The organism is Paenibacillus sp. SAF-068 (genome assembly GCF_051967555.1).
In the GTDB taxonomy this organism is placed as follows: Bacteria; Bacillota; Bacilli; order Paenibacillales; family Paenibacillaceae; genus Paenibacillus.
Genome location: NZ_JBQCJX010000003.1, coordinates 295,432 through 319,107, shown reverse-complemented (window position 1 = coordinate 319,107; position 23,676 = coordinate 295,432). Strand labels below are relative to the sequence as shown.

At 47.7% G+C, this 23,676-nt stretch carries 20 protein-coding genes; 7 read left to right on the top strand and 13 right to left on the bottom strand.

Annotation, left to right across the window (positions count from 1 at the left end):
- Nucleotides 1-28 precede the first annotated feature (28 nt).
- A complete protein-coding gene (locus tag ACTHPG_RS19140; RefSeq protein ID WP_440391058.1) occupies nt 29-1,366 on the bottom strand; it encodes a sensor histidine kinase in 1,338 nt (445 codons plus the stop codon).
- Nucleotides 1,366-2,043 (bottom strand): response regulator transcription factor, encoded by a 678-nt coding sequence (locus ACTHPG_RS19135; RefSeq protein WP_440391410.1) that lies wholly within the window; start codon nt 2,041-2,043, stop codon nt 1,366-1,368. Before ACTHPG_RS19135 ends, ACTHPG_RS19140 begins: the two co-directional genes overlap by 1 nt.
- Before the next feature lie 482 nt (nt 2,044-2,525).
- Here ACTHPG_RS19135 and ACTHPG_RS19130 point away from each other — a divergent pair, with 482 nt between their 5' ends.
- From ACTHPG_RS19130 to ACTHPG_RS19120, 3 genes are read left to right on the top strand one after another with little or no spacing between them, the layout of a single operon-like run.
- Entirely contained in the window at nt 2,526-3,344 is an 819-nt protein-coding gene (locus tag ACTHPG_RS19130) for a polyphosphate polymerase domain-containing protein (protein WP_440391057.1), read from the top strand.
- Entirely contained in the window at nt 3,337-4,017 is a 681-nt protein-coding gene (locus ACTHPG_RS19125) for a DUF4956 domain-containing protein (protein ID WP_091012463.1), read from the top strand. The genes ACTHPG_RS19130 and ACTHPG_RS19125 overlap by 8 nt, the downstream gene beginning before the upstream one ends.
- Before the next feature lie 26 nt (nt 4,018-4,043).
- Entirely contained in the window at nt 4,044-6,317 is a 2,274-nt protein-coding gene (locus tag ACTHPG_RS19120) for a carbohydrate-binding domain-containing protein (RefSeq protein ID WP_440391056.1), read from the top strand.
- 110 nt (nt 6,318-6,427) lie between these two features.
- On the opposite strand, the gene ACTHPG_RS19115 is transcribed toward ACTHPG_RS19120, so the two are convergent.
- From ACTHPG_RS19115 to ACTHPG_RS19100, 4 genes are all read right to left on the bottom strand, one after another.
- Nucleotides 6,428-7,837 (bottom strand): MDR family MFS transporter, encoded by a 1,410-nt coding sequence (locus ACTHPG_RS19115; protein WP_440391055.1) that lies wholly within the window; start codon nt 7,835-7,837, stop codon nt 6,428-6,430.
- Between the two features lie 154 nt (nt 7,838-7,991).
- A complete protein-coding gene (locus tag ACTHPG_RS19110) occupies nt 7,992-8,456 on the bottom strand; it encodes a MarR family transcriptional regulator (protein WP_440391054.1) in 465 nt (154 codons plus the stop codon).
- A gap of 51 nt (nt 8,457-8,507) precedes the next feature.
- Complete coding sequence (locus tag ACTHPG_RS19105) at nt 8,508-9,086, bottom strand: class I SAM-dependent methyltransferase (RefSeq protein ID WP_440391052.1); 579 nt, start codon at nt 9,084-9,086, stop codon at nt 8,508-8,510.
- Nucleotides 9,087-9,112: 26 nt separating this feature from the next.
- Nucleotides 9,113-9,784: an FHA domain-containing protein gene (locus tag ACTHPG_RS19100; RefSeq protein WP_440391051.1), complete on the bottom strand. Its 672-nt coding sequence runs from the start codon at nt 9,782-9,784 to the stop codon at nt 9,113-9,115.
- A gap of 269 nt (nt 9,785-10,053) precedes the next feature.
- On the opposite strand from ACTHPG_RS19100, the gene ACTHPG_RS19095 reads away from it, so the two are divergent.
- On the top strand, nt 10,054-10,209 hold the full coding sequence (locus ACTHPG_RS19095; protein ID WP_181150882.1) for a hypothetical protein: 156 nt from the start codon (nt 10,054-10,056) through the stop codon (nt 10,207-10,209).
- Nucleotides 10,210-10,633: 424 nt separating this feature from the next.
- On the opposite strand, the gene ACTHPG_RS19090 is transcribed toward ACTHPG_RS19095, so the two are convergent.
- Together ACTHPG_RS19090 and ACTHPG_RS19085 are read right to left on the bottom strand one after the other, a co-directional pair.
- Nucleotides 10,634-13,222, bottom strand: a complete 2,589-nt coding sequence (locus tag ACTHPG_RS19090) for a DUF2339 domain-containing protein (RefSeq protein ID WP_440391050.1) — start codon at nt 13,220-13,222, stop codon at nt 10,634-10,636.
- A 190-nt stretch (nt 13,223-13,412) separates the two neighbouring features.
- Nucleotides 13,413-14,453 (bottom strand): LCP family protein, encoded by a 1,041-nt coding sequence (locus ACTHPG_RS19085; RefSeq protein ID WP_440391049.1) that lies wholly within the window; start codon nt 14,451-14,453, stop codon nt 13,413-13,415.
- Between the two features lie 115 nt (nt 14,454-14,568).
- Here ACTHPG_RS19085 and ACTHPG_RS19080 point away from each other — a divergent pair, with 115 nt between their 5' ends.
- Nucleotides 14,569-15,543: an aldo/keto reductase gene (locus tag ACTHPG_RS19080; RefSeq protein WP_440391048.1), complete on the top strand. Its 975-nt coding sequence runs from the start codon at nt 14,569-14,571 to the stop codon at nt 15,541-15,543.
- A gap of 149 nt (nt 15,544-15,692) precedes the next feature.
- On the opposite strand, the gene ACTHPG_RS19075 is transcribed toward ACTHPG_RS19080, so the two are convergent.
- The 3 genes from ACTHPG_RS19075 to ACTHPG_RS19065 all read right to left on the bottom strand — a co-directional run bounded on the left by ACTHPG_RS19075 (nt 15,693) and on the right by ACTHPG_RS19065 (nt 17,358).
- Nucleotides 15,693-16,154: a MarR family winged helix-turn-helix transcriptional regulator gene (locus ACTHPG_RS19075; RefSeq protein WP_440391047.1), complete on the bottom strand. Its 462-nt coding sequence runs from the start codon at nt 16,152-16,154 to the stop codon at nt 15,693-15,695.
- Between the two features lie 134 nt (nt 16,155-16,288).
- Nucleotides 16,289-16,966 (bottom strand): TIGR00266 family protein, encoded by a 678-nt coding sequence (locus ACTHPG_RS19070; RefSeq protein WP_440391046.1) that lies wholly within the window; start codon nt 16,964-16,966, stop codon nt 16,289-16,291.
- Nucleotides 16,963-17,358, bottom strand: a complete 396-nt coding sequence (locus ACTHPG_RS19065; protein WP_017691613.1) for a winged helix-turn-helix transcriptional regulator — start codon at nt 17,356-17,358, stop codon at nt 16,963-16,965. The genes ACTHPG_RS19070 and ACTHPG_RS19065 overlap by 4 nt, the downstream gene beginning before the upstream one ends.
- 164 nt (nt 17,359-17,522) lie before the next feature.
- On the opposite strand from ACTHPG_RS19065, the gene ACTHPG_RS19060 reads away from it, so the two are divergent.
- Together ACTHPG_RS19060 and ACTHPG_RS19055 are read left to right on the top strand one after the other, a co-directional pair.
- Nucleotides 17,523-18,737 (top strand): MFS transporter, encoded by a 1,215-nt coding sequence (locus ACTHPG_RS19060; RefSeq protein ID WP_440391045.1) that lies wholly within the window; start codon nt 17,523-17,525, stop codon nt 18,735-18,737.
- A 192-nt stretch (nt 18,738-18,929) separates the two neighbouring features.
- On the top strand, nt 18,930-19,787 hold the full coding sequence (locus tag ACTHPG_RS19055; RefSeq protein WP_440391044.1) for an aldo/keto reductase: 858 nt from the start codon (nt 18,930-18,932) through the stop codon (nt 19,785-19,787).
- A gap of 153 nt (nt 19,788-19,940) precedes the next feature.
- Here ACTHPG_RS19055 and ACTHPG_RS19050 read toward each other — a convergent pair whose 3' ends face one another.
- Together ACTHPG_RS19050 and ACTHPG_RS19045 are read right to left on the bottom strand one after the other, a co-directional pair.
- A complete protein-coding gene (locus ACTHPG_RS19050; RefSeq protein WP_440391043.1) occupies nt 19,941-22,040 on the bottom strand; it encodes a glycosyl hydrolase family 18 protein in 2,100 nt (699 codons plus the stop codon).
- Nucleotides 22,041-23,612, bottom strand: a complete 1,572-nt coding sequence (locus ACTHPG_RS19045; RefSeq protein WP_440391042.1) for a chitinase — start codon at nt 23,610-23,612, stop codon at nt 22,041-22,043.
- Between the last annotated feature and the right edge of the window lie 64 nt (nt 23,613-23,676).

Sequence of the window (23,676 nt, the reverse complement as noted above, 5' to 3'; positions counted from 1 at the left end):
CGACTCTACGTCAGCAAATCACTCTCCCCTACGACAACTGCACGTAAAATGTGGCACCCTCTCCGACCACACTTCTGGCGTATAGCTCTCCTTTGTGCTGAGCCACTATGGAACGAGCAATGGCCAGACCCAGACCATGCCCACCATGTTTGCGGGCTCTTGACGAATCCGTACGATAGAATCGATCGAAGATCCGATCCAGGTGTTCCGGTGCAATGCCTTCACCAGTGTTGGACACGGCCAGCATAACATCATTATTCTGTTTCTGGAGCGTAACGTTCACGGACCCTTTGGGCCCGGAATACTTCACCGCGTTATCGAGCAGGATCAGAATGACCTGTTTGATCTGCTCACTGTTCCCATGAACCGTAAGATTCGGCTCAATGTTGTAATCGAGGGAAATATTTTTTTCAAAAATCACGGCCTCCATCGGTAAAATAATACTCTCCACCGCATCGCTTATATTAAACTTCGCATGAATCATCGTGGAACGTGAATCGTCCATCTGTGTCAGATAGAGCAGATCATTCGTAAGTCCGGTCATGCGCTCGGTTTCCGACTTGATGTAGTGAAGCCATTTGGCCTGGTTCGCTATGGTATCCTCCTGATTTGCAAGCAGCACGTCTGCATTGGTATTAATGATCGCCAGCGGTGTCTTCAGCTCATGTGAAGCATCACCAATGAACTGTTTTTGCTTCTCGAACGCTTCTCTGACTGGCGCAATGGAGCGATTCGCAAAGTAACGACTCAAGAAATAGATCACAATTAACATGACCAGTCCGACAACAGCAAAGGTATAGATCAGATTCGTAAGAATACCTTGTTGCGCCGTCACATCAATGAATACGACCATATGCCCTTCACTGCTCGGATCAACCACATAGGCCCAGTCCGTCCCATCCAGTGCAAACTGCCCGGTTTGCCTTTCCGAATCGCCACCTTTATTCTGGTCAACTTTTTGCAAAGCCTCCGTATAGAACGCATCGTCCATATCAAAGCGGGAATGTGTGTCTGTAATCTGCCACTGACTATCGGTCTTGATCATGAATGAAACGGAACGTGCCGGTGGTGAGTTGGGATCGCCCCCCGGTCCTCCATTGGCACCACCCATGGCGTCGGAGGGCAACGATTCTGAACTTGAACCTGTACCAGCGCCTGTCCCCATCCCCCCATCTTCTCCGCGCGGCATCTTGGACGAATTATAAGGACTGTGATAGAAATCAGACACCTTGTACAACTCCATATTTGTCTCCCGTTGCACATTCTGATAAGTAATCGTATAGATCGTCGCAAATGCCACCAGCATCATAATGGAGATGGACACCAGATTCACGATCAGGAATCGATTTCGGAGTTTTTTGAACATCAGGACGTCACCTCAAGTACATAGCCCACACCCCGAATGGTGTTAATGCGGACAGCCGAGTTCAGGAAGGTTAATTTTTTGCGCAAAAACGAGATGTACACCTCCACATTGTTATACTCCACTTCCGAATCGAATCCCCATAACTTCTCAATAATCTGCTCTTTGGAAGTGATCGCCTGTTTGCGGGCAATTAACAGCTCCAGCAGTTCATTCTCCTTCAGATTCAGCTTGATTTCCTTACCCTGAACGCTCAGCTTCAGCTGAGTTGTATTCAGCTCCATGTCGCCAAACTTCAGCCCGTCCTCCGGAACCACTTCGCCTTTACGTCGCAAGGCTGCTCGAATCCGGGCCAGCAATTCTTCTGTGGCAAAAGGCTTGGCAATATAATCATCGGCACCATAATCGAGGCCTGTCACTTTGTCCGATAGTTCACCCTTGGCCGTAAGCAGAATGACAGGCGTATGATTGCCTTCGCTGCGGAGTTTCTTCAGGACGGTGATCCCGTCCATCTCCGGCATCATGATGTCGAGCAGTAACAGGTCATAGATACCGCTTTGCGCATAATCGAGTCCTGCTCTGCCGTCGTGGACCATGTCCACGGAGTAGTTGTTTTTTTTCAAAATCTGAGATACTGCCTCTGCCAAATGAACCTCATCTTCCGCAATTAATATTCTCATCATCTATTCATTCCTCTGCTTGAATTATTCGTCATCATGAACGCTGTATGGTATCACCTATTCTATCAATTAAACCTTGAATCAATCTTAATATTTTTTTGGGGCAGCAACTATATAAAATGAACAAAAGAATATTTACACTTGCCACTACGATGACAGAATAACCTTCCAATCGCTGTTATCCCCAGATTTTTTGATTCCCTTTTGAGAGGTGAAAATCCAGGGATACAGGCGAAGCATATGCTTCCGATGCAGCTTTCTTTCAGAAAGCTTTTAGCTCCGCTTTTTCAGCTTATTTCTGCCCTCTCCGTTCTCGTGTAAATGTGTAGTTCAATTTTTATATTATAGGAAGGTAAAAAAATGTTAACGCAATGTAAAACCATTTAAGATTCATTCAAGGTTGACGCTCTAAGATACAGACATGGAAGCAATACACGATGCAACAAAACATACAACCCACCAACGAAAGGAATGAGTCCCACATGGCTATTGAAGTATTCAACCGATATGAGAGCAAGTATCTTCTGACGGATGAGCAGTACGCACATTTTTACAATGACCTGCTGAAATACATGGAGCTGGATGCCTACAACAAGAAACATGAGTACTACTCCATCAGTAACCTGTACTTCGACACTCCGCAGGATTCACTGATTCGCGCCAGTCTCTCCAAACCAAAATACAAGGAGAAGCTGAGACTGCGTGCGTATGGAGTCCCTGAAGAAAATGCCAAAGTGTATCTGGAGATCAAAAAGAAAGTCTTTGGCCTGGTGAACAAGCGCAGAACCGCCTTGAAGCTGGATGAAGCGTACGAATTCGTTCGTTCAGGACAGGCACCGGAGCTGGCAGATTATATGAACAAGCAGGTTGTTGAAGAGATCAAATACTTCCTTCGCCTCTACGATCTTGAACCAAAAGTGTATCTGGCGTATGAACGCAAAGCACTCTTCGACAAGAACAGCCGGGATCTCCGCATTACCTTTGACACCAACATTCGCAGCCGCAGATACGATCTGAAGCTGGAACAGGGAGATTACGGTGAACCGCTCGTGAAGGACGGAAGGTGGCTGATGGAAGTAAAAGCCGAGAAAACCGTTCCGCTGTGGCTGTCGCAACTGCTCTGTGAGCATGGTCTATATCGCACCGGATTTTCGAAATACGGCAACGAGTTCAGACATCTGGTGAGAACAACCAACCTGAATTACCAGTCGGAGCGCATTCTTGTACCAGGCACCGATTTCAACCCATCCATAGAACAAGATAAAACGATTATAGAAAGAGAGCGTGTCCTATATGCTTGATTCCCTGTTCAGTTCAGCCCTAACCGATACCAACCTGACGTTTAACAACGCAGTCATTACCATTGGTCTTGCCATCATTCTGGGATTAATCATTAGTCTCACGTACATGAAGACCAACCAAGCCACATACTCCCAGAGCTTCACCTTAACGATGGTCGTCCTGCCCGTCATTGTCGCCATCATCATCCTGCTCATCGGCAGCAATATCGCTAGAGCATTCAGCTTGGCAGGTGCCTTCTCAATTATTCGTTTCCGCAGTGCCCCTGGTGATCCAAAGGATATTGCTTATGTATTGTTCACGATGGCTTCCGGTCTTGCCTGCGGTGTAGGTGCTTTTGGATACGCAGTGCTGTTCACGATTATTCTGTGTGTGCTGATGTTTGTCCTGAGTCGCTTCAACTTCGGCGGCAAGAAGAGTCAGCTGAAAACGCTGAAAGTCACCATTCCTGAGAATTTGAGTTATGAAGAAGCACTTAATGAAGTGTTCCATACATTCAACGTACCATTTGACCTGAAAAAGATCAGAACGACCGAGCTCGGCAGTCTGTATGAGCTGGTCTACAGTGTAACCATTCACGAAAGTGTTAGCCAAAAGGAATTCCTTGATGCCATCCGCACACGGAACGGCAACCTGGATATCTCGTTAACCATGAGTCCAACAACGGAATATTAATTCTTAATTCGAAGGGAACGATCTATATGAAGAAAAACATGATAACAGGCAGCAAACTTTGGTCCATCGCCATGATTACCGGCCTACTTGCCGCATGCAGTTCACCAGCAACCACAAGCACAACCGCCAATGCCGCAACGTCAACGACAGGAACAACCAAAACGGTATCGGTCAGCGAGCAAACCTCTGTGAAATATGCAGATCTGGTCTCTCTGGATGCTGACGATACCAACATTAGCTGGAGCGAGGCAGATTCCACAGCGATCAAGCTGAACGGAACAACGGCAACAGTGACCGGTTCGGGCGCCAAAGCAGCGAGTGGTTCGGTAACCATCTCCGAAGCAGGTACTTATGTACTTAGCGGTGAGCTAACCGATGGGCAAATCGTGGTCAACGTTGCCGATAAGGGCACCGTACATCTCGTATTAAACGGAGCTACGATCCATGATAATGACAGTGCAGCGATCTATATTCAGAAAGCCGGTAAAGCGGTAATTACACTTGAAAAAGGAACCAAGAATACTGTTTCCGATGGTAAAACGTATGTGTACGCCGACGCTACGACAGACGAGCCGGATGCTGCGATCTTCAGCAAAGCGGATCTTACGTTCAACGGTGCAGGTCAATTGACTGTAACAGGTAACTATAATGAAGGTATTACGAGTAAGGATGATCTGAAGATCATCAGCGGTAACATCCGTGTCAAAGCGGCTGATGACGGCATCAAGGGTAAAGACATGGTCGCTATTCAAGCGGGTACGATTACCATTGAATCCGAAGGTGACGGCATCAAATCCACCAATGACACGGATACCACCAAAGGCTTCGTTGCCATCGCTGGAGGTACCTTCGATATTCAAAGTGGTAACGATGGTATTCAGGCCGAAACCGCACTCGTTACAGATGGCGGCACATACAACATTGTGACTGCTGGCGGTAGCGCCAATGCACCAGCCAAAGTCGAAGAAGGTCCATTTGGCGGCGGTGGCGGATGGGGTGGCGGAACACCTCCAACCGATATGGGCACACCACCAGATGGCGAACCTCCTGCAGATATGCCGGAGATGCCTAATAACAGCGGGACCAATGCAGGTGCTAATACAAACGGCACAACATCCAGCTCTGCGAATACCGATACCAATGCCGATGCGGACACTGCTACAACAGCAACCGAGTCCACAAGTGCCAAAGCACTCAAGGCAGGTACAGACCTTACGGTGAATGGCGGTACGTATACCATTGATTCCATGGATGACTCCCTGCACAGCAACAATAACGTGACAGTTAACGACGGAACATTCAACATTGAATCCGGTGATGACGGCATTCATGCCGATCAGGAGCTGACGATTAACGGCGGAACCATCACGATTGCGAAGAGCTATGAAGGACTTGAAGGTGCAATCATCACCCTGAACGATGGCGATGTGGATGTAACAGCATCCGATGATGGTGTTAATGCTGCAGGTGGCGAGACGGAAACGGCGGCTAGTACAGATCGTGCTACTACTGCAACCGATGCTGCTACGACTTCCAACATCTCTGTAACTGAAACGACGGGCACAACATCGACTACCGATCAGGCATCCCAAGGTACAGCTACTACGCAGCAAGGACGTGGACCGGGCGGTATGGGAGCAGCATCGAGCAATAACGAGTTCCACATTAATGGCGGTACACTTACTGTGAACGCTGGTGGTGACGGACTGGATTCCAATGGTTCCATTAACATGACTGGTGGTACGGTTATTGTAAACGGCCCAACGGATAACGGTAACGGAGCATTGGATTATGACGGTACATTCGAGATCAGTGGTGGATACCTCGTGGCTGCCGGAAGCTCTGGCATGGCACAAGGAACATCCGAAGCGTCTACGCAAAATACCATTGTGATGACATTCCCTTCAACGCAAAAAGCTGGAACACTTGTCCATGTACAAGATAGCGAAGGCAACAACATTCTGACGTTCGCTCCGGCAAAGGAATATCAAACTGTGGTCGTCAGCTCCCCGGATCTGAAAAAAGATGGCTCCTATGTAATCTACTCCGGTGGTACGTCTACAGGTAAAGCGGTGGATGGACTCTACACAGACGGTACCTACAGTGGGGGAACTCAAGTCGTTGCATTCCAATCGACAAGCAATGTAACTTGGGTGAATGAATCTGGTGTAACTACAGCCAATACAGGTATGGGCGGTCCTGGTGGCGGCGGCGGACAAGGTGGATTTGGAGGCGGACGGAATCGTTCGCAATCCGGTACAACCTCTGAGAGCACAGGCACAACGGATTCTGCAAAATAATCACAATTTTAGTTAAGTGTATGATAAGAAGCACGAGGTCCCGAAATCACGATAACAGTGAATTCGGGACCTCGTGCTTTCATTTTTTCAGGAAGAACATGAGTAACTGTTCATGCGTTCCTTTTATTTGTAAGATACAAACTGGGGATTAGAATAATTACAAGAATAACGCTGGATAATAGAAATCCGGCATGGTACCCCTTCAACTCATTTAAGCCCGTTGGTTGCAACCCTTGTATGACCGTTGCAACAACCGTTGCGATAATAGCTGAGCCAAAGCTTGAACCAAGGTTCTCAATCATATTAATGCCCACACTCGCTTCGGGGAGCTGCGTGCTATCAAGTCCAGTGTATGCTTCACTTGTTAACGGCAGGCTAATCCCTCCAATACTCGCACCACGAATGAACAATATAGCGGAAATCCAGATCATACTTGTTTTATCAGAGATGAAAATAAGCGGAATTGAACCAATGAGAGAAAGAAATAAACTGACGATCACTACATATTTGGGTCCAATTTTATCAATCATTTTTCCAAGTAAAGGCCGAGTAACAAGCATCCCAACCCCTTGCGGGATAAGAGCAACTGCTGTTTCAATCGCCGTAAAATGGCGAAAGTTTTGAAAAAATAGCGGGAGGATTAACATCGGGCCCATGAGAGCAATATTTGCCATAAACAGGCCGGCGCTTGAAGCAGCAAAACTTTTGTAAGTAAACAAACTCATGGGCAGGACCGTTTGATTCTTGCGGATGAGATTATAAGCCATATATATGACAGCCAAACCCACACCAATACCCACCCATAAGATCGTTTCATTGTTGTTAAACGTAGTATGTTCCGCAGCTCTCGTTATCCCGTAGATTAAAGCCCCGCTCATGGAAGACAAGTTAATAATGCCAAACAGATCAAGCTTGTTCTCTTTGTTGAAAGGTTCAAAGTCAGGAATGGTTCTCATCATTACTGGCGCAGCGATCAACACGATGAACACGTTAATGAAGAAAATCCATTGCCAGGATGCCCCCTGAACGATGAATCCTCCAAGGACTGGACCCAGAATAGGGCCGAAGATCATAGGCGTACTTACGATGGCCATCACTTTTCCCAGGTGATCTTTCCCCGCCGTTTTCACCAAGAGGGTAAACATGAGGGTCGTAATCACCCCTGCGCTGAACCCTTGAAGTAAACGAAAGAAGATAAAACTCGAAATGTCCCAGCTAACACCTACTAAACTAGAAATAACTCCAAAGAGGATAACAGCACCGATGAAAATCTTCTTGCTATTAAACTTGTTCATAAGCCAACCGGAGATGGGAACTGCCATGGCAAGAGCCAGAACATAGCCTGTAATGGCCCATTGAATAATATTCAAGGTTGTATTGAAATCATGTGTTAATTGATCTATGGCAATATTAACCATGGTAGAGTCAAGCATAGGTGCAATGGCTCCAAGAGCTATAGCCCAGGCTGCAATTAGCACCCCTTTGGGTAATTCAGTGGTTTTGACGTTTTCTTTAGTCATATGTGTCTCCTTCTTGATTATTGTTTCCTATTCAACAAAAATGTAACTCTTTTTAGTTTCCTTGTCAACAATAATTATTGAAAATAAAAAGCAACCTGCCCTTTATTAGAGTAGGTTGCTTATTGTGTTACGCTTATTACACACACACATATATCTAAATGTCCAAACCCTGTTTCTTTATCTCTGCGTCCAAATGTTTGCTGTATTGCTCCATAAACCTGAGCATTCCCTCCAATTGCGCCTCGGTTACCTGCTCAAACACAGCCTGATCCCGCTTTTGAAAGTCTTGGTGAAGTTCCTCGTGAATACCGAATACAACGGTCCCTTTCTCTGTCAGTCTGAAATAGACCTCTTTCTTGTTCTCCGGCTTTTGGTAGACTTCGATCAGTTTTTTTTCGATAAGTTTCTTCGTCAATTTACTTATGGCACCCTTGGTCATATACAGCGACTCTGCAAGCTTTGTCACATTGGGATCTATATTCTTTCCAATATATTCAATGCAATGAACTTCGGAAGACTTATAACCACGAAGGCTGGCTTCCATCTTCGACTTGTTAATCCAGACCATTTTATTAAATAATTCTCTGAAATGATTGGTCACTTGTTCTTGTTTATTCATGGCTGTACACCCCACGTGAGTTATAACATGCATTGAACGAAAGCCTCTTCATCAAAAAGCATACACATACACCTTGGTTCGCAAGGCATCCCGGCATGTAATCGTACGTAGCGGTTCTTTGCCCGGCAGGGCAAAACAGACGCTAATTACCTTGGCACCCGGCGGAAGCTCCCGACTGAACTTGTCCAGAAGCCGGGTCATGGCTCCCGGAAACAGATAACAGATTACACAATCTGCATGTTCATAGGAACTGGTGTAGATATCCCCGCGCATGAAGCGCAGCCTGCCCTTGAGAGAGTGCTTGTTCCCTTTCGCTCGACGTAAGCGAACACTGAGATAGGCAATCATTTGAGACGACCATAAGGGAATGACTGAATTCTCAATTCCAGTCAGCCTTTTACCAGGGCAATGCCTTACAACATCCAGCCCCAGTGTGCCCCATCCGGAACCTGCTTCAAGCACGTCACCGTACCCGGGTATACGATTCACCTCTTGAATGACCACCTGCCTGACGCGACTGGATGTGGGCATCGGTGAAATCCCGTTTTTCCAACTGACCAGTACGATGGATATGACACCTATTAATGTCACCACGGCAATCAGCCATGGAATCAGGTATATGACGAACATGAACTCATCCCTTTGTTATCACTCATTCATTCCGGCACATGAGACTTCATATATACACCCTTTTTATAAACGGACTTAATGGTAAAGTGTACACCCAACTTGCGATTCGTCCGATAGATCAAGGAGTTAATCTCGTCAATCCCTACCGCTTCACTCTCCAGCATGCTCCGTTCCGGCCACACCTGAGCCACGATCTGTTCCCTTGTCACAAAGTGGTCAAGTTGGCTGTACAGCAGCTTGAACAGCTGATATTCCTTCTTGGACAACGGTATCTCCACTTCACCGATCTGCACGGTTTGCAGGTGATCCTGCAAGCGTACACCCTCACCCAGCAGATCCGAAACCCGATATTCCCTCGTCTCTCCAAGATCACCTTCAGCGCGAAGCTGGATCAGGCCATTGACCAACGTCAGGCTGTCTCCTTCGCCGAACGGGTATTTCTCATGGGGAACGAGGCGCTGCCCGTTCAGTTCGGTTCCATTTTTGCTATCCAGATCCTCAATCCATAACTGTTGCTGTACATCATAATGAATGCGGCAGTGCCGCTTCGATATCATCTGATTATAGACAGACAACTCCAATTCACTACCGCCTGTGTAACGTCCCACCGTAATGGAGCGACCTTGGCTTACATAAGCGAATGAGCCGTCACTTTCCTGTCCTGGCGTACGAATGACGATTTTTGCCGTCTCCCGCATATTATTCTCCCACCTTCAATGATCACTCGATTTCTATAAGAGGTTGTTCAAAAAACCGCTTTTGAACACGTACTATACACATTTCGTTATTAATAATGATAGATTCATCAGATTTGTTCCATTGTTTGCCCCGCTGTAATTCAATATAGTGGTATACAGGAACGAATGAAGTTTGGTTCTATTCACTCTACTATACCAGACGTTGTGCTTTTTTTCTCATGACGGCCGGATACCCACTTTAGCTTATTCAACAAGAGAGGTACCTTTCCATGAACAAAAAAAACATTTTCATAACCGTACTGCTCGCCTTCGCCTTGTCCATGACATTAACCGTGCTCTCCCGTATGAACGATGATGGCGGAGAATCACTGAAAGGCACATCAGCTGCCGAAACCTCATGGTTACAAATGAAGATCCAACCCTAAGTCTACTCTATTATAACGCGATCTCTGCGCAAAACGTTTCACGAATGTCATATTAGGCTATAAGATCGAATCCAAATTAAAACAGATCAACAAGGCTCCGGATTGCTGGTCACAGCAGCCCGGAGCCTTATTTCAAACCAAAGAATCTATAGTACACGCAAGATCGTCTATCCGTTCAACAATAGAGATAACGACTTATTTCCAAAAGCAAAGTGAGGTGGACAGCGGATTCCCACTATCCCATCAACACTCAAGTCAATGCCGCTTCTTTCTCGCGCCGAACTTCCTCCACGCATACACGGTAAGAGCTACAGGGCCAGCAAGCCATAACAGCTGCCATAGCATGATTTTCAGGTCGAATCCCATCTCAAGACTCCCTCCCCAAATCATTCGCAAATGCGACTTTGGTCGTTCAAAATCAAAGTTAGTCTTGTTCTTCCTCAGGTACAGTCGGTTCATCGCCAAGCTTCGCTGTTTCCCTTGACTGTATTTCCTCCATCCGGCTGGACACCTTCTGATACAGGTAAGAGATCCCAAGCAATAGTACGCCGAAGCTGAAGTAGGCAAAGATTTTGCTGCCCGAGGTGAGCATCCCCACATCATAGAACACCATCTTACCCGTGGCGAACAATGTTAGACCCAGACCCAGACGACGAATCATGACATATTTTCTACGGAATCCATAGGCAATATAGAGAATCGCGAGCAGCAGATAGATCAGGCTGAACATCAGCCCCACATCACCCCACTGGAACTGGATCGTCAGGAATACGGTGATGACACCTAGCAGATATACCCCTGCAATCACCGGGTACCATTCAATGCTCTTGAATTGCCCGCGGATGCTGGCAATGAGCAGATCCCTTCCTGCAAAGAACACCCCTACATTAAAGATAATCAGCACCAGCAAACCAACAATCTCTGCTGCTGTATGCTGCTGAACTTCCGGTTGAAGCGCTGGCATGGTTAAGGTTACAGCCAGTGCAATACAGCAGCCAATAGCATGCAGGAAGGTCGTATACACCTGCACGTATCGATCATGCAGCAGCTTCACCTTGCTCAGTCCATATGCCAATGCAATCGTGAGCGCTGCGAACATGAGTAACTTGTAGAACATGTATAACAGGAACGTCTCATCCACTGCTCTGGTATACAATTCATTCGATTCATACAGCACGTATAACCACAGGTTCGCAAGTGTCACATACTTGAATCCATTTAGGAAGCCCAGCTCTAGTTGGCTGTACTGGAATCTCTCCTTGGCAACGGAGCTGCTGTGAACTGCCCAGGCATAATACAACGTAATAAGCAGAGTCCCCAGCGTGATGCTGGAGTATTTTAACATAAAGTAAGAACGTTCCCCGATGAAGAACAACGCCAGCAGGTCGTAGTACACGAAAGTGATTAGACATAAAAGCACAATGCCCCATCCGGCACGTTCCACCGACTTGAGCCGTTTCAGATGTCCAAGCGTAACCAGCAGAACCCCTTCAATTAACCAGCCCATTGATAACCACTTGGCCCCGAACTGGAACGGAATAATCAGAATGGCAAAGGTCAGGGAAGTGACATAGAAGAGCAGAATGGTCTGTTTCTCCTGAGCCATATGGCGCTGAACGAATCGTGCGAGGCCCAGATACACCACGCAGAAGATCAACGCCAGCAAGCCCTGAGCATCATTCCAATTCGCCACATCGAATAACACATATAACATCAGACAGCTGATACTCGTATTCATGGCCAGCAGAGCGAAATCCCACCAGGTTAACTTCATCCGATGTTTGAACGGATATGCCAGTGTAATGCCCAGATATAATGCAAACGTCACAATGGAATACAACATGCCAATCTTCTCACTTGGCGACAGCCACAAGAGGATAAGCATGGATGGTGTGTTGAACAGGAAACTGATATAGTGCACTACCGGCCACCGTTTTCCAAACGAAATGAACACAATAATGCCGTTTAAGAGCAGCAGATAGATCATGGCTACATAGACAGCCGTGCCCTCAAGCCCAAACGAGAACATGTAGGAGAATAGCGGAAGATATCCACCTACCAGACCCAGTGAACAGATGGTCTTCGACTGATACCTCAGGGACAACAATACGGAGATTGCCGATACCAATACTGACAGGGCAAGTCCCGTATATAACCCGATAATATGCAGCAAAAAGTAACTATAGAAGATGGAGCCGAACAAGACGGAGATCCCGCCGCCAAGCAGGCCCATCGCAAACGTCTGCTTTTTACGGCGGAACAGCCACTCTCCTCCAGCAAGCATCAGTGCACCGAGCAGGAAAAAGGCTCCGCTCTTCATCTCGTCATTAAACCAGGTCGAGTATGAGTACTGGAATGCTGCTCCAACCCCCAGAATGAGGAGCAGGATGGCTACTTTGTTGATCCAGCTGAGTCCAATCTTCATCTCCATGCGATTCTGCTTGATCCGCCGTTGAATCGTCTCTTCGCTCAACCCTTCTTCCGCCATGTGCTCATATCCACGTGCCATGTGCCCACGCAGAGCCTCTTCTCTCTCCCGCACGGCTCGTCTGTGCGATTCAATGCGCTCATTCACCTCTGCCGCAAGGGATGCAATTCTCTCCTTCACCTCGTGGGAATCCTCTTGCAACTCCTGTGCCGCCTGGTTGTACAGCGCGTTCAGGTTGGACTTCGTTCGATGTTCATGGAATGCAATTCGATCATTATGTACTGCTGTTTTCCCTTGAAAATAGGTCTCCATCTTCTCCCGGGATACCCGGATCAGATTGAGCTTCTCATCCAGCATCTGTTCAGATAACGCCATGCGAAGACGTGCATTCTCTTCTTCCATCTTGCGTGAGCGAAGTTCAAGCTGATGCAGCTTGAGTTTGTGGGCTTCATACTGTTCCTGTAACTGTTCATTCTTAACGATCAGATCATCGGACTGGTATTCCTGGAGCAAGGCTTGATACTCCTTGGCCAGCTGTTTCTGCTGCTCCTGAACTTGCCCAAGCCGATCCTTAAAGTCCTTCATGAGCTTCCTCCGTTGGTTGATGTTTAGTCTTTTCCCTATATTTTACTATATGTATGCCTTAAAAAGAGGTTTAAACATTAGATATATCCGTACAACATTTCATCCAAAAGATTACGAACGCAAAAAAGCCGGGAAGCAACCGCTTCTCCGGACTTTTATCCATATGAGTATTTTGCACAAGAATCGAGGTTTATGCCGCGTCACTCGTCTCCGATTGTTCGGCTGACTCGGGTTCAATAATCTCGGTCGCATCCGGGTCCAGCCAACTGGCGATCATGCCACGCACATATTGCAGATCGTCCTCCGACAGATCGTAGAACCATACGCCACTGCGCATTGCACCTTCCCCCTTCAGCATATAGTTGCTGATCGTAGGTGCACTGTCTTTCATATATAAGGACTCGGCAAACTTAACGATGAAGTCCGAGGTCATGTTGGTTGTAAAATTCGATCCGGCAATCTGGATGACGTCCGGGATCTTGGTCAGATTTTTGACCTCCAGCGCACGATTCATGAAGGCACTTAAGAAAATCCGGTGGCGCATCGTCCGATTGAAATCGGAATCTTCCCGGTAACGCACATAACCAAGCGCTTCTTCCCCGCTATAGATCGGCTTATTGGCTTCAACAAAAAGTTTCTCATGCGCTTTTGATTTGTTCTCAATGTTCTTCTTGATCGGCAGTTCAACTCCGCCCACCGCATCGACAATGTCCTTGAGCCCGTTAAAATTAATCGCGGCATAGAAATCCACTTTGTTCTCCAGCAGATTCTCCACTGTATCCATCGCCATCTTGGCCTCACCGTGGGCATACGCTGAGTTGATCTTCGACTTCACATCCCGGCCAACAATTTCGGTATAGGAATCACGCGGAATGGACAACAGCAGCACTTTATTGTCTTCTGGACGCACGACGGAATAGATAATGGTATCCGAACGGCTTGGTTCGTTATCCCGTTGGTCAATACCCAGGAGCAACAATGAGAACGGGTCCGTATGTTCCACGACCGGGGCATCCTTATCGCCAGCTGGTTTAAAGGAGTCATCCAAGGCTTCCTTCACCGTACCGGAGGCGAACATATTAAAGGCAAACACGACGAGTTGCTTTTGATAAATAAATCCGAATCCTCCAAGCACAAGCAGCACAATTAGGGTGATGATTAATGGCTTCTTCCATTTCTTCTTCGGTTTCTTCGGCTTCCGTCTTGTTAAATGTGCAGCACTGTTTTCCATCTTATCTCCTTTAATAACGGGTTCTTAGAATCATTTAACTATATTAATAACACGTTTACAATAGATTACGTTATAATCTGCAATACAAGAGAAGGTACAGAAGGAGAGATGAAGGATGGAGTATAGACCTTTAGGCAATAGCGGTCTGCGTGTGTCGGCGCTGGGGCTGGGCACCAATGCATTTGGCAAACGCGCGGATGAAGCAGCTTCTACCCGTATTATTCATGCAGCGATGGATCAGGGCATCAACTTTATTGATACCGCCAATATCTATGCAGGTACAGAATCGGAACGCATCATTGGACAGGCTCTCACAGGTCGACGGGAAAACGCGGTGCTTGCTACCAAGGCCGGATTACCCCGGCATGACGGTCCCCATGGGCGCGGTTCCTCCCGCTACCATCTGCAACAAGAGCTGGAACATAGCCTGCGGCGTCTTCAAACGGATTATGTGGATCTGTATCAGATCCACACCTTTGATCCGCACACACCGCTGGATGAGACACTGCGCACACTGGACGATATGGTCGCTTCCGGTAAAGTTCGTTACATCGGAGCCTCCAACTACGCAGCCTGGGAGTTGATGAAAGCGCTGGGCATTAGTGAACAGAAAGGTTATGTACGCTATATCTCCACCCAAACCAGCTACTCCCTGGCTGACCGTACGCCTGAACTGGAACTGGTACCGATGTGTCTCGATCAGGGCGTAGGCATTATCCCGTATTTCCCACTGGCAGGCGGGATTCTGACAGGTAAATATAACGGACAGACCAGCGTGCCTTCCGGCTCCAGAGCCGACACCGATCCGTCCTTCAACCGTTTTCTGCTGGAGCATAACATCAAGCTAAGTGAACAAGTAAGTGCAAAAGCCGCTTCATACGGGTGCTCCCCAAGCGTCTTGTCGCTTGCATGGTTACTGACACGCCCGGCTGTATCCACAGTGATTGTCGGCGCTACACGTACCGAGCAACTGGAACATAATCTGGCCAGTCTGGACATGTCACTGCCTGATGAGCTGTTGGCTGATCTGGATCAGATCAGTGACTCCTTCCGTCGCCGCGAGCCTTTTGCGTCCTACCGAATCGATTGAAGCAAAGCAACTGAAATAAACCTCCCGACGGATGAAGTCAGGAGGCTTATTTTGATTTTTGCATAACATTATAACCATTAGTATTCAGAAAAAATACCAATTCCACTACAATCTGTAGTTTAATAAATTAAAAAAATTATATAAATGGACTAGCCCTCTGATTTTTGGCGAAGAAACTCCTGCATAATCTCCATATACTCTTCCTTGCGATCATCCAACGTTTCAAAGAATGCCTTGTCCGATTCCTCGACCAGATGGATTCCCTCCACAGCCAATAGGGTACCTTCTTCGGTCGTTGTAATAATATTGGCACGCGTATCTGTCTGATGACGAGCTCGGGTAATTAATCCTCTCTTCTCAAGAGCACGCAGGACCTGTGAAGTCACGTTAACGTCCACTTTGGCAAATTGTGCAATCTGAACCTGAGTTACACCTTTGCCTTCCTCATCATGTTCATTAAGCCATAAACAGGCGTGCAACAATACAAATTGAGGTTGTGTCAATTCGAGGGGTTCCAGCACCCTCCGTACTTCCTTTTGCCACATGGCTGTAACCTGCCATAACAGATAACCCGGACTTTCTTGTGCATTTTTATACCGTGAGCTTGTCATCTCATACCTCCATGATGTGCGACCTTATGCAACGGATTATGTACCCACCAGTCAATGAAGCAAATCCATTATTCATATAACGATGATGGAAACTCATCCGTTGCAACTCTGTGTGTCTTTTCTCCAAAATTGAATTAGCGCGCAGGGATAAACTGCTTCACCCATTGTCCGAATCCTTGCGGATTGCGGCTCTGTATAAGAATGGTTCCTTCTCCCCGGAACCGACATACCAATCCTTCTCCACTTGTAACACTGGATAACCAGCCCTGTGAAGCTTTCTCAATACGGTAATCTACATAATGAGGCCATGCCACCAAATGGGCGTTATCCACGATTATTTCTTCACCTGCTGCCAGATTAATCGCATGGATTGCACCATAGGAAGACAGAAACACGGTTCCACGTCCGCTAATCTCAATAATGAAGAACCCTTCTCCGGAAAAGAGGCCTTTCTTCAGGTTCTGCATTTTGGTATTCACCTGAATGCCCTCAGACCCTGCCAGAAATCCATCTTTCTGCACATAGAGTGAGTAGGAACCGTCCAATTCGACAGCCTCTACATCGCCCATGCTTGAAGGTGAGAGCAGAATCTCTGCCGACCCGCCCGCAGCCGTCAGTTCCTGAAAGAAAAACTTCTCCCCGCTCAGCATTCGACCAAACCCGGCAAACATCCCGCCTTCTGCTGAACCCTTTAGTTCAACCGTAGGGGTCATGGATACCATCGCGCCGCTTTCGGCCTTGAACCGCTCTCCCCGCTGCAAATGTACCTTGAGCATCGCAAAAGCACCATCATATAGAATCTCATAGTTCACGGTTGTACCAGCTCCCTATTGTCAGAGTTAAAATCATTGAGCCCATTATCTTCCAGCACAGCTGATTTGTCTCCATATTCCTTCACAATATGTTGATCCCCCCAATTACAGAGCGCATTGAGAATCGGTTCAAGGCTTCGCCCGTAATCACTCAATTCGTATTCTACTTTGGGAGGGACCTGATTGTATACAATCCGGTTTACGATCCCGTCGTTTTCAAGCTCTCTCAATTGCTGTGTTAACATTTTCTGTGTAATTGCGGGCATAATACGCTTGAGATCACTGGTTCGCCTTTTCCCATGTGTCAGATGACAGAGAATGACGCATTTCCACTTGCCACCGATCACCTCCAGAGTAGCTTCAACCGAGATGTTATATTTTTTTCTGACCATAACTTGTTACCTCCCTGATGAATTGGATTACATCCGTCGCATGCTGTATAGGCACCAAAAAGTACGTAGGGTACTAAAAAGTACGTACTATTCAATCTATACCGAATAACTCATAATAGCATTTGCCGGTACGTAAATCTACATTCGGGGGAGTTGAGCAAGAAATGTTACACGATTCAAAACGCAGCACGTGGGCGCTGCTGGCTCTGGCTATCAGTGCGTTCGCGATCGGTACCACAGAATTTATCAGCGTTGGGCTGCTGCCCCTCATTGCAGATGACCTGGGCATTTCCGTAACTACAGCGGGACTGACCGTTACTTTATATGCTTTGGGCGTCACTTTCGGGGCTCCTGTTCTGACCTCGCTCACGTCTACCGTATCACGCAAAACGCTACTGCTTGCCATCATGATTGTCTTCATTGCGGGTAACACGATGGCTGCACTATCGACGGGCATCACCATGTTACTCATTGCACGAGTGGTGTCCGCTCTGGCACACGGCGTATTCATGTCCATCGGCTCCACGATTGCCGCCGATCTGGTACCTGCAAACCGCAGGGCAAGTGCCATTGCCATCATGTTCTCCGGTCTAACCATTGCCACAGTAACCGGTGTACCTCTCGGTACGCTCATCGGTCAACATTGGGGCTGGCGCGCTGCGTTTATCCTGATCGTTGTGGTTGGCATCGTTGCGATGATTGGAAACCTCGTACTCGTGCCATCCACATTGAAGCGAGGAACACGAACGGCATTTCGGGATCAGCTGAAGCTGGTTACAGGCGGGCGTTTGCTGCTTGCATTTGCCATCACTGCCGTTGGGTACGGAGGTACATTTGTTGTCTTTACGTATCTGTCCCCATTGTTGCATGACATCAGTGGATATTCCGAGAAAACAGTCGCGTTCATTCTGTTGTTGTACGGAATCGCCATTGCGGTGGGCAATATTATCGGCGGCAGAGCTGCCAATCGCAACCCGCTCAAGGCCCTCTTCTACATGTTCATCATTCAGACCATCATTCTGGGTGTGATGTACCTCACTGTCCCGTTCAAATTGGCAGCATTGCTTACGATTATGGGTATGGGACTACTTGCCTTCATGAATGTGCCTGGTCTTCAGATGTACGTTGTAACTTTGGCTGAACGATATGCACCACAGGCCAAGGATGTAGCCTCAGCCTTCAACATTGCGGCATTTAATGCCGGGATCGCGATAGGTGCCTATTTGGGTGGAGTGATCAATGACTCCATTGGTTTGATTCACACGACATGGGTCGGAGCCTTGATGGTTCTCGTAGCTGTAATCCTCACCGCATGGGCTAAAGTGCTGGAAAGCAAGGATCAACATGCATCCGTCGAAATGGAGAAAGCTTCGTTCTAAGTTCTTTTCTGACTGGGCTCGCCCCTTGTCCTAGTGGTTCCAACCACTGAAGGGAACCGGTTTCATATCGTTTATAATTATACTATATACGTTGAACCCAATTTGATCTACTATGATTTGATTTTGTATGATGAAATAACAGCAATACAACTTGAAATAACTGATTTTTACACATTTGAAGGAGGAAATCTCATGACAACAGCTCAAACTGCACAACATTTACAATCCACAGTAACTCTGCATAACGGTGTTCCTATGCCATGGTTCGGACTCGGCGTATTTAAGGTAGAAGAAGGATCTGAACTGATTGCTGCCGTGAAAAATGCAATTAAACACGGCTACCGTAGCATCGATACTGCTGCAATATACGGCAATGAAGCCGGTGTGGGCCAAGCGATTGCCGAAGCTCTGCAAGAAAACAACCTGAAGCGCGAAGAACTGTTCGTGACATCCAAAGTATGGAATGCAGACCTCGGATATGAAGAGACGCTTGCTGCTTTTGATACGACATTGAACAAATTGGGACTGGAATACCTGGACCTGTATCTGATTCACTGGCCTAAGGCAGGCAAATACAAAGCAGCCTGGAAAGCAATCGAGGAGCTATACGCAGCCGGCCGTATTAAGGCTATCGGGGTAAGCAACTTCCAGATTCATCATCTCGAAGACCTGATGCAGGATGCCAAAGTGAAACCGATGATCAATCAGGTGGAATATCACCCTCGCCTGACTCAAGTTGAGCTCAAAGCCTTCTGTGAGAAGCATGGTATCCAGCTTGAAGCTTGGTCCCCTCTGATGCAAGGTCAGCTGTTGGACAATCCAGTACTCACGGCGATCGCTTCAGCTAAAGGCAAATCGGTTGCACAAGTAATCCTGCGTTGGGATCTGCAAAATGGGGTCATTACCATTCCGAAGTCCACCAAGGAACAGCGAATTATCGAGAATTCCTCCATCTTTGATTTTGAACTTTCAAATGAAGAGATGGATCAGATCAGTGCCCTGAACGAAGATGTACGTGTTGGACCTGACCCGGACAACTTCGATTTCTAATGAATAGCTTTTGGAGCATGCTTTGTTTGATATAGCATAGCGAAAAACCACCGGACCAGGAGCCGGTGGTTTTTTCATTATATTCTCTTCCCTATAGCCAAACCTCGCTAACACTGCACGTTTCAATTCAAAATGAGGTATTGCAAATTTTTACTATTGAACCTGCCACAATGCAGGAACATTGGATGGCTCCCATCCAGGCAAGGAAGTGTGGGCCTGCAAACATTTATACGTCTTGCCGTTATATGTGACCAACTGTCCTACAGTATAGGCTGTATTCGCTTGCCAGGCGGAAACACCCGGATTCGTCGTTCCTGTTGCCGTTTTCACGGTCACCGCATTGCTTGCAGCAGAACCATTCCCCGCCGCATCCTTTGCTTTCACCGTAATCGTATACGAGGTATCCGCAGCAAGCCCGCTGATCGTTGCGGTCGTCCCAGTCACAGATGTTGCAAGTGTCGTTCCAATGTACACATCATAACCGACTACACCCACGTTATCCGAGGATGCCGACCAGTTCAGCGTTATGCTGGATGTCGTTTGCGCTGTCGATGCCAAGTTCGTCGGTGCAGTTGGCGCTTGTGTATCACCTCCCGGCTGAGTCGTAGTGCTTACGGTTACAGCATTACTGGCTGCAGACAGATTGCCTGACGCATCTTTTGCTTTGATCGTAAAGGTATACGAAGTACCCGCTGACAGACCGCTGATTGTTGCGGTTGTTCCGTTGACGGAGACGGCAAGATTGGCGCCATTGTAGACGTTATACCCAGTAACACCCACATTATCTGTTGAAGCATTCCAAGCCAGTGTCACCGAGGTAGCCATCACACTTGTCGAGCGGGCATTTCCCGGTACGCTTGGCGCCGTCGTATCTGCTGGAGGCACTGTACCTCCGGTAGGCAGGTCGGCTTTCAGTTTATTTTGGAGTGTTTTGTTCCGGTCACCGCTAAGCTCCCAGAACATCGCACCGCCGAGTCCTTTGCTCTTGATATAAGCCGTTTTATATCCAATAGACTCCGCATCGTCATAGCTAATAAATCGCTTGTTGGTCGCATTATAGAGATATGGCACCTTGGCCGTATCATTCCAGTAACGTGTGTACCCGTTTTTGTTAATGTAATTGGTCTCCAGATCATAGAAGTCAAAGGAACCTGCTTCCCATGTTCCAACGGAAGAACCCCCCGTGCAGGTCTGATATTGGCCATTGCTAGCCTGTGCGCATCCATCCCAGCCGCGTCCATAGAATGGAACACCAAGCACAAGTTTGGCGGCTGGTACCCCGGCATTCAAATGCCCTTGTGCTCCGGCAGCCACATTAAATGTATTGGCATCCGGCACCCCAGCAGCTGATGCCGCAGGGTCATAGTTCAACGGCGCGTTATGCGCGCTGACTTTTTGCCAAGCCCCGTTAAAATCGTATGTCATAATGTTAATCCAGTCGACGATGGCAGCTATGTTGGCAAGCTCTGTATTCGCAGCATAGGTCGTCGATGCACCGCTTGCAATCGTAAGTAGATACTTCTTGCCGTCCACAGCCCCGGCAGCATCCAGCTTCTCACGGATTTTGCTCAGAAGCAGTGTGTAATTTTGCTTATCATCAGGACGTTTGCTGTTACCATCAAGTCCGCCTGATACCGGATACTCCCAGTCCAGATCTACCCCGTCAAAATTGTATTTGCGCAGGAAGTCGACGGCAGAGTTCGCAAAAACCTCTCGCGTTGCAGCAGTCGCAGCCACATCAGAGAAGCGGTTGGACCATGTCCATCCTCCGACGGAGATGATGGTCTTCAGATTAGGATTGATTTGTTTTAGCTTGTTCAGCTGATTGATATTGCCTGCAATGGGTTGATCCCACGTATCCCCTGCAAATGTCTTGCCGGTATCAATCCATGGATCACCAAGCACGATTGTCCCATTCGGTACATTGATCGTCTGGCTCTTTTCATTCTGACACGTCCAGGTCACCGGATTGGGGCCCGAAGGGTCCGGATTCCCATGAATACCGTTCCAGCAAATATCGGCAAACGCATAGTTGATATGCGTCACTTTGGCCGGGTCGATATCCGTTACATTATAGTTCCTCCCGTACGCAGCCCAGGACGGGTAATAACCAACAATTTTATAAGAATTTGCTGCTGCTGCCGTAGCGGGTTGAAGCACAAAAGAAGGAACAATAACAGATAAGAACAGGGACAGACCCAGTAAAAATGTTGCAGTCTTCTTGAAAGCAGTGTGTTTATTAACATGTATCATCTAATACACAACCTCCTTTGTCGTTTGCGTACTCAGCCCGTTCAGGAATGGACGATGTGCGCTCGAAAACTGGTTATTCGTATATGCGTCCCAGTTGATTGACCAGGTCATAATCCCTTTTATTCCCGCATAGCCCGCAGGCTGGCGCAAAGTATAGGAACCGCCGTACGACGCACCTTTGATTAGGTAATTCAACGCCTTCTGCAGATCCGCTGGCGTGGTATACCCGCCTCCGGCAGCCTGCTGGGAAGCCGGTACACCGATTGCAATCTTGTCTGGTCGCAAAGCACTAAAGAATGGGCCGGAGCTGCCGCCTACATGAAAGCCCTGAAGCAGCATCTCTGCCATGGCCACATGGAAATCAGCAGTCCCTTGGGCGTAGGAGCGTCCATCCAGTCCCACCATGGAGCCCGTGTTATAGTGCTGCACATGAAGCAGGGTCAGGTCATTACGCAAGGCATGGATAACTGGCAGGTATGCTCCCCAAGGCCCGCCGTAGCTCAGATATCCGCCCTGTACATAGGCCGTTTCCGGTGCTGCCGTCAGGATGAAATTGGTGCCGAAGTGTGACTTAACCGCTTTCACGCCTTGAATGAGGTTCACAATTTTCGGTGTGGTTGGACTACGAAAATCGGTATCCCCTGCATTCAGAGACAGGGAGCTTCCTTCCAGATCGATATCCAGACCATTGAAACCATAGGTGGAAATGATTGATTTTAACGACTCTTCGAATTGCTGTCTCTTGGTCGCATCGGTGAGCTCAATGGTACCGTTGGCTCCCCCCATGGAAAGCAGTACCTTTTTCCCCTGGCTTTGCAGATAGGCAATATCGGATTTGAATTCCTCTACCGTCGCATTATATGGAGTAAAAGCAAGTGTTCCACTGCCATGTGAAATCGGTTCGGCAAAGGAGACATTAATGACGTCATAGGCTGTTGATACATTACGAAGTCTGATATTCGTTGAACCATTATCGAAGTTGTGCCAGTAGCCGATCAGCCATTTGCTGCCGATTGGCCCAGGATTAGAAGATCCGTTGGAAGTTGTAACACTGAGGGAGGTGCTCGCAGCGGATATATTGCCTGCGGCATCTTTGGCTTTTACCGTAAAAGCATAGGTCGTGCCGGCTGTCAGTCCCGTGACTACAACCGTTGTAGTTGAAGAACTTGTCACAAGAACGCCGTTCCGGTACACCTCATATCCCGCTACGCCCACATTATCCGTGGATGCATTCCAGGAAAGACTAACAGAGGTGTCCATAATGGAGGATGAGGTCAGACCCACAGGAACAGATGGGGGCGACGTATCTGGCGTTGGCGTTTCGCCTCCCGAACCTTCCCCGACATATTTCCACAATGCGGGCACAACAGAGGGCTCCCATCCCATCAACGCCGTGTGGGCCTGAATACACTCATAATCTTTATTCTGATATGTTACGAGGTCTCCTTTCTTGTATGCGGTGCCTGCCTGCCACTGGGCGGCGGCATCGGCTCTCGGTGCAAACCACGAAAGAAGGAGAAGAAACGCCATAGCAAATATAATGACCGGGCGGAATCGAACAGATTGATCCATGCAAAATCCCTCCTGTACTAAGGATACGTTCACCTTGCAAACTAAGCATCCATCGTCCACCTGC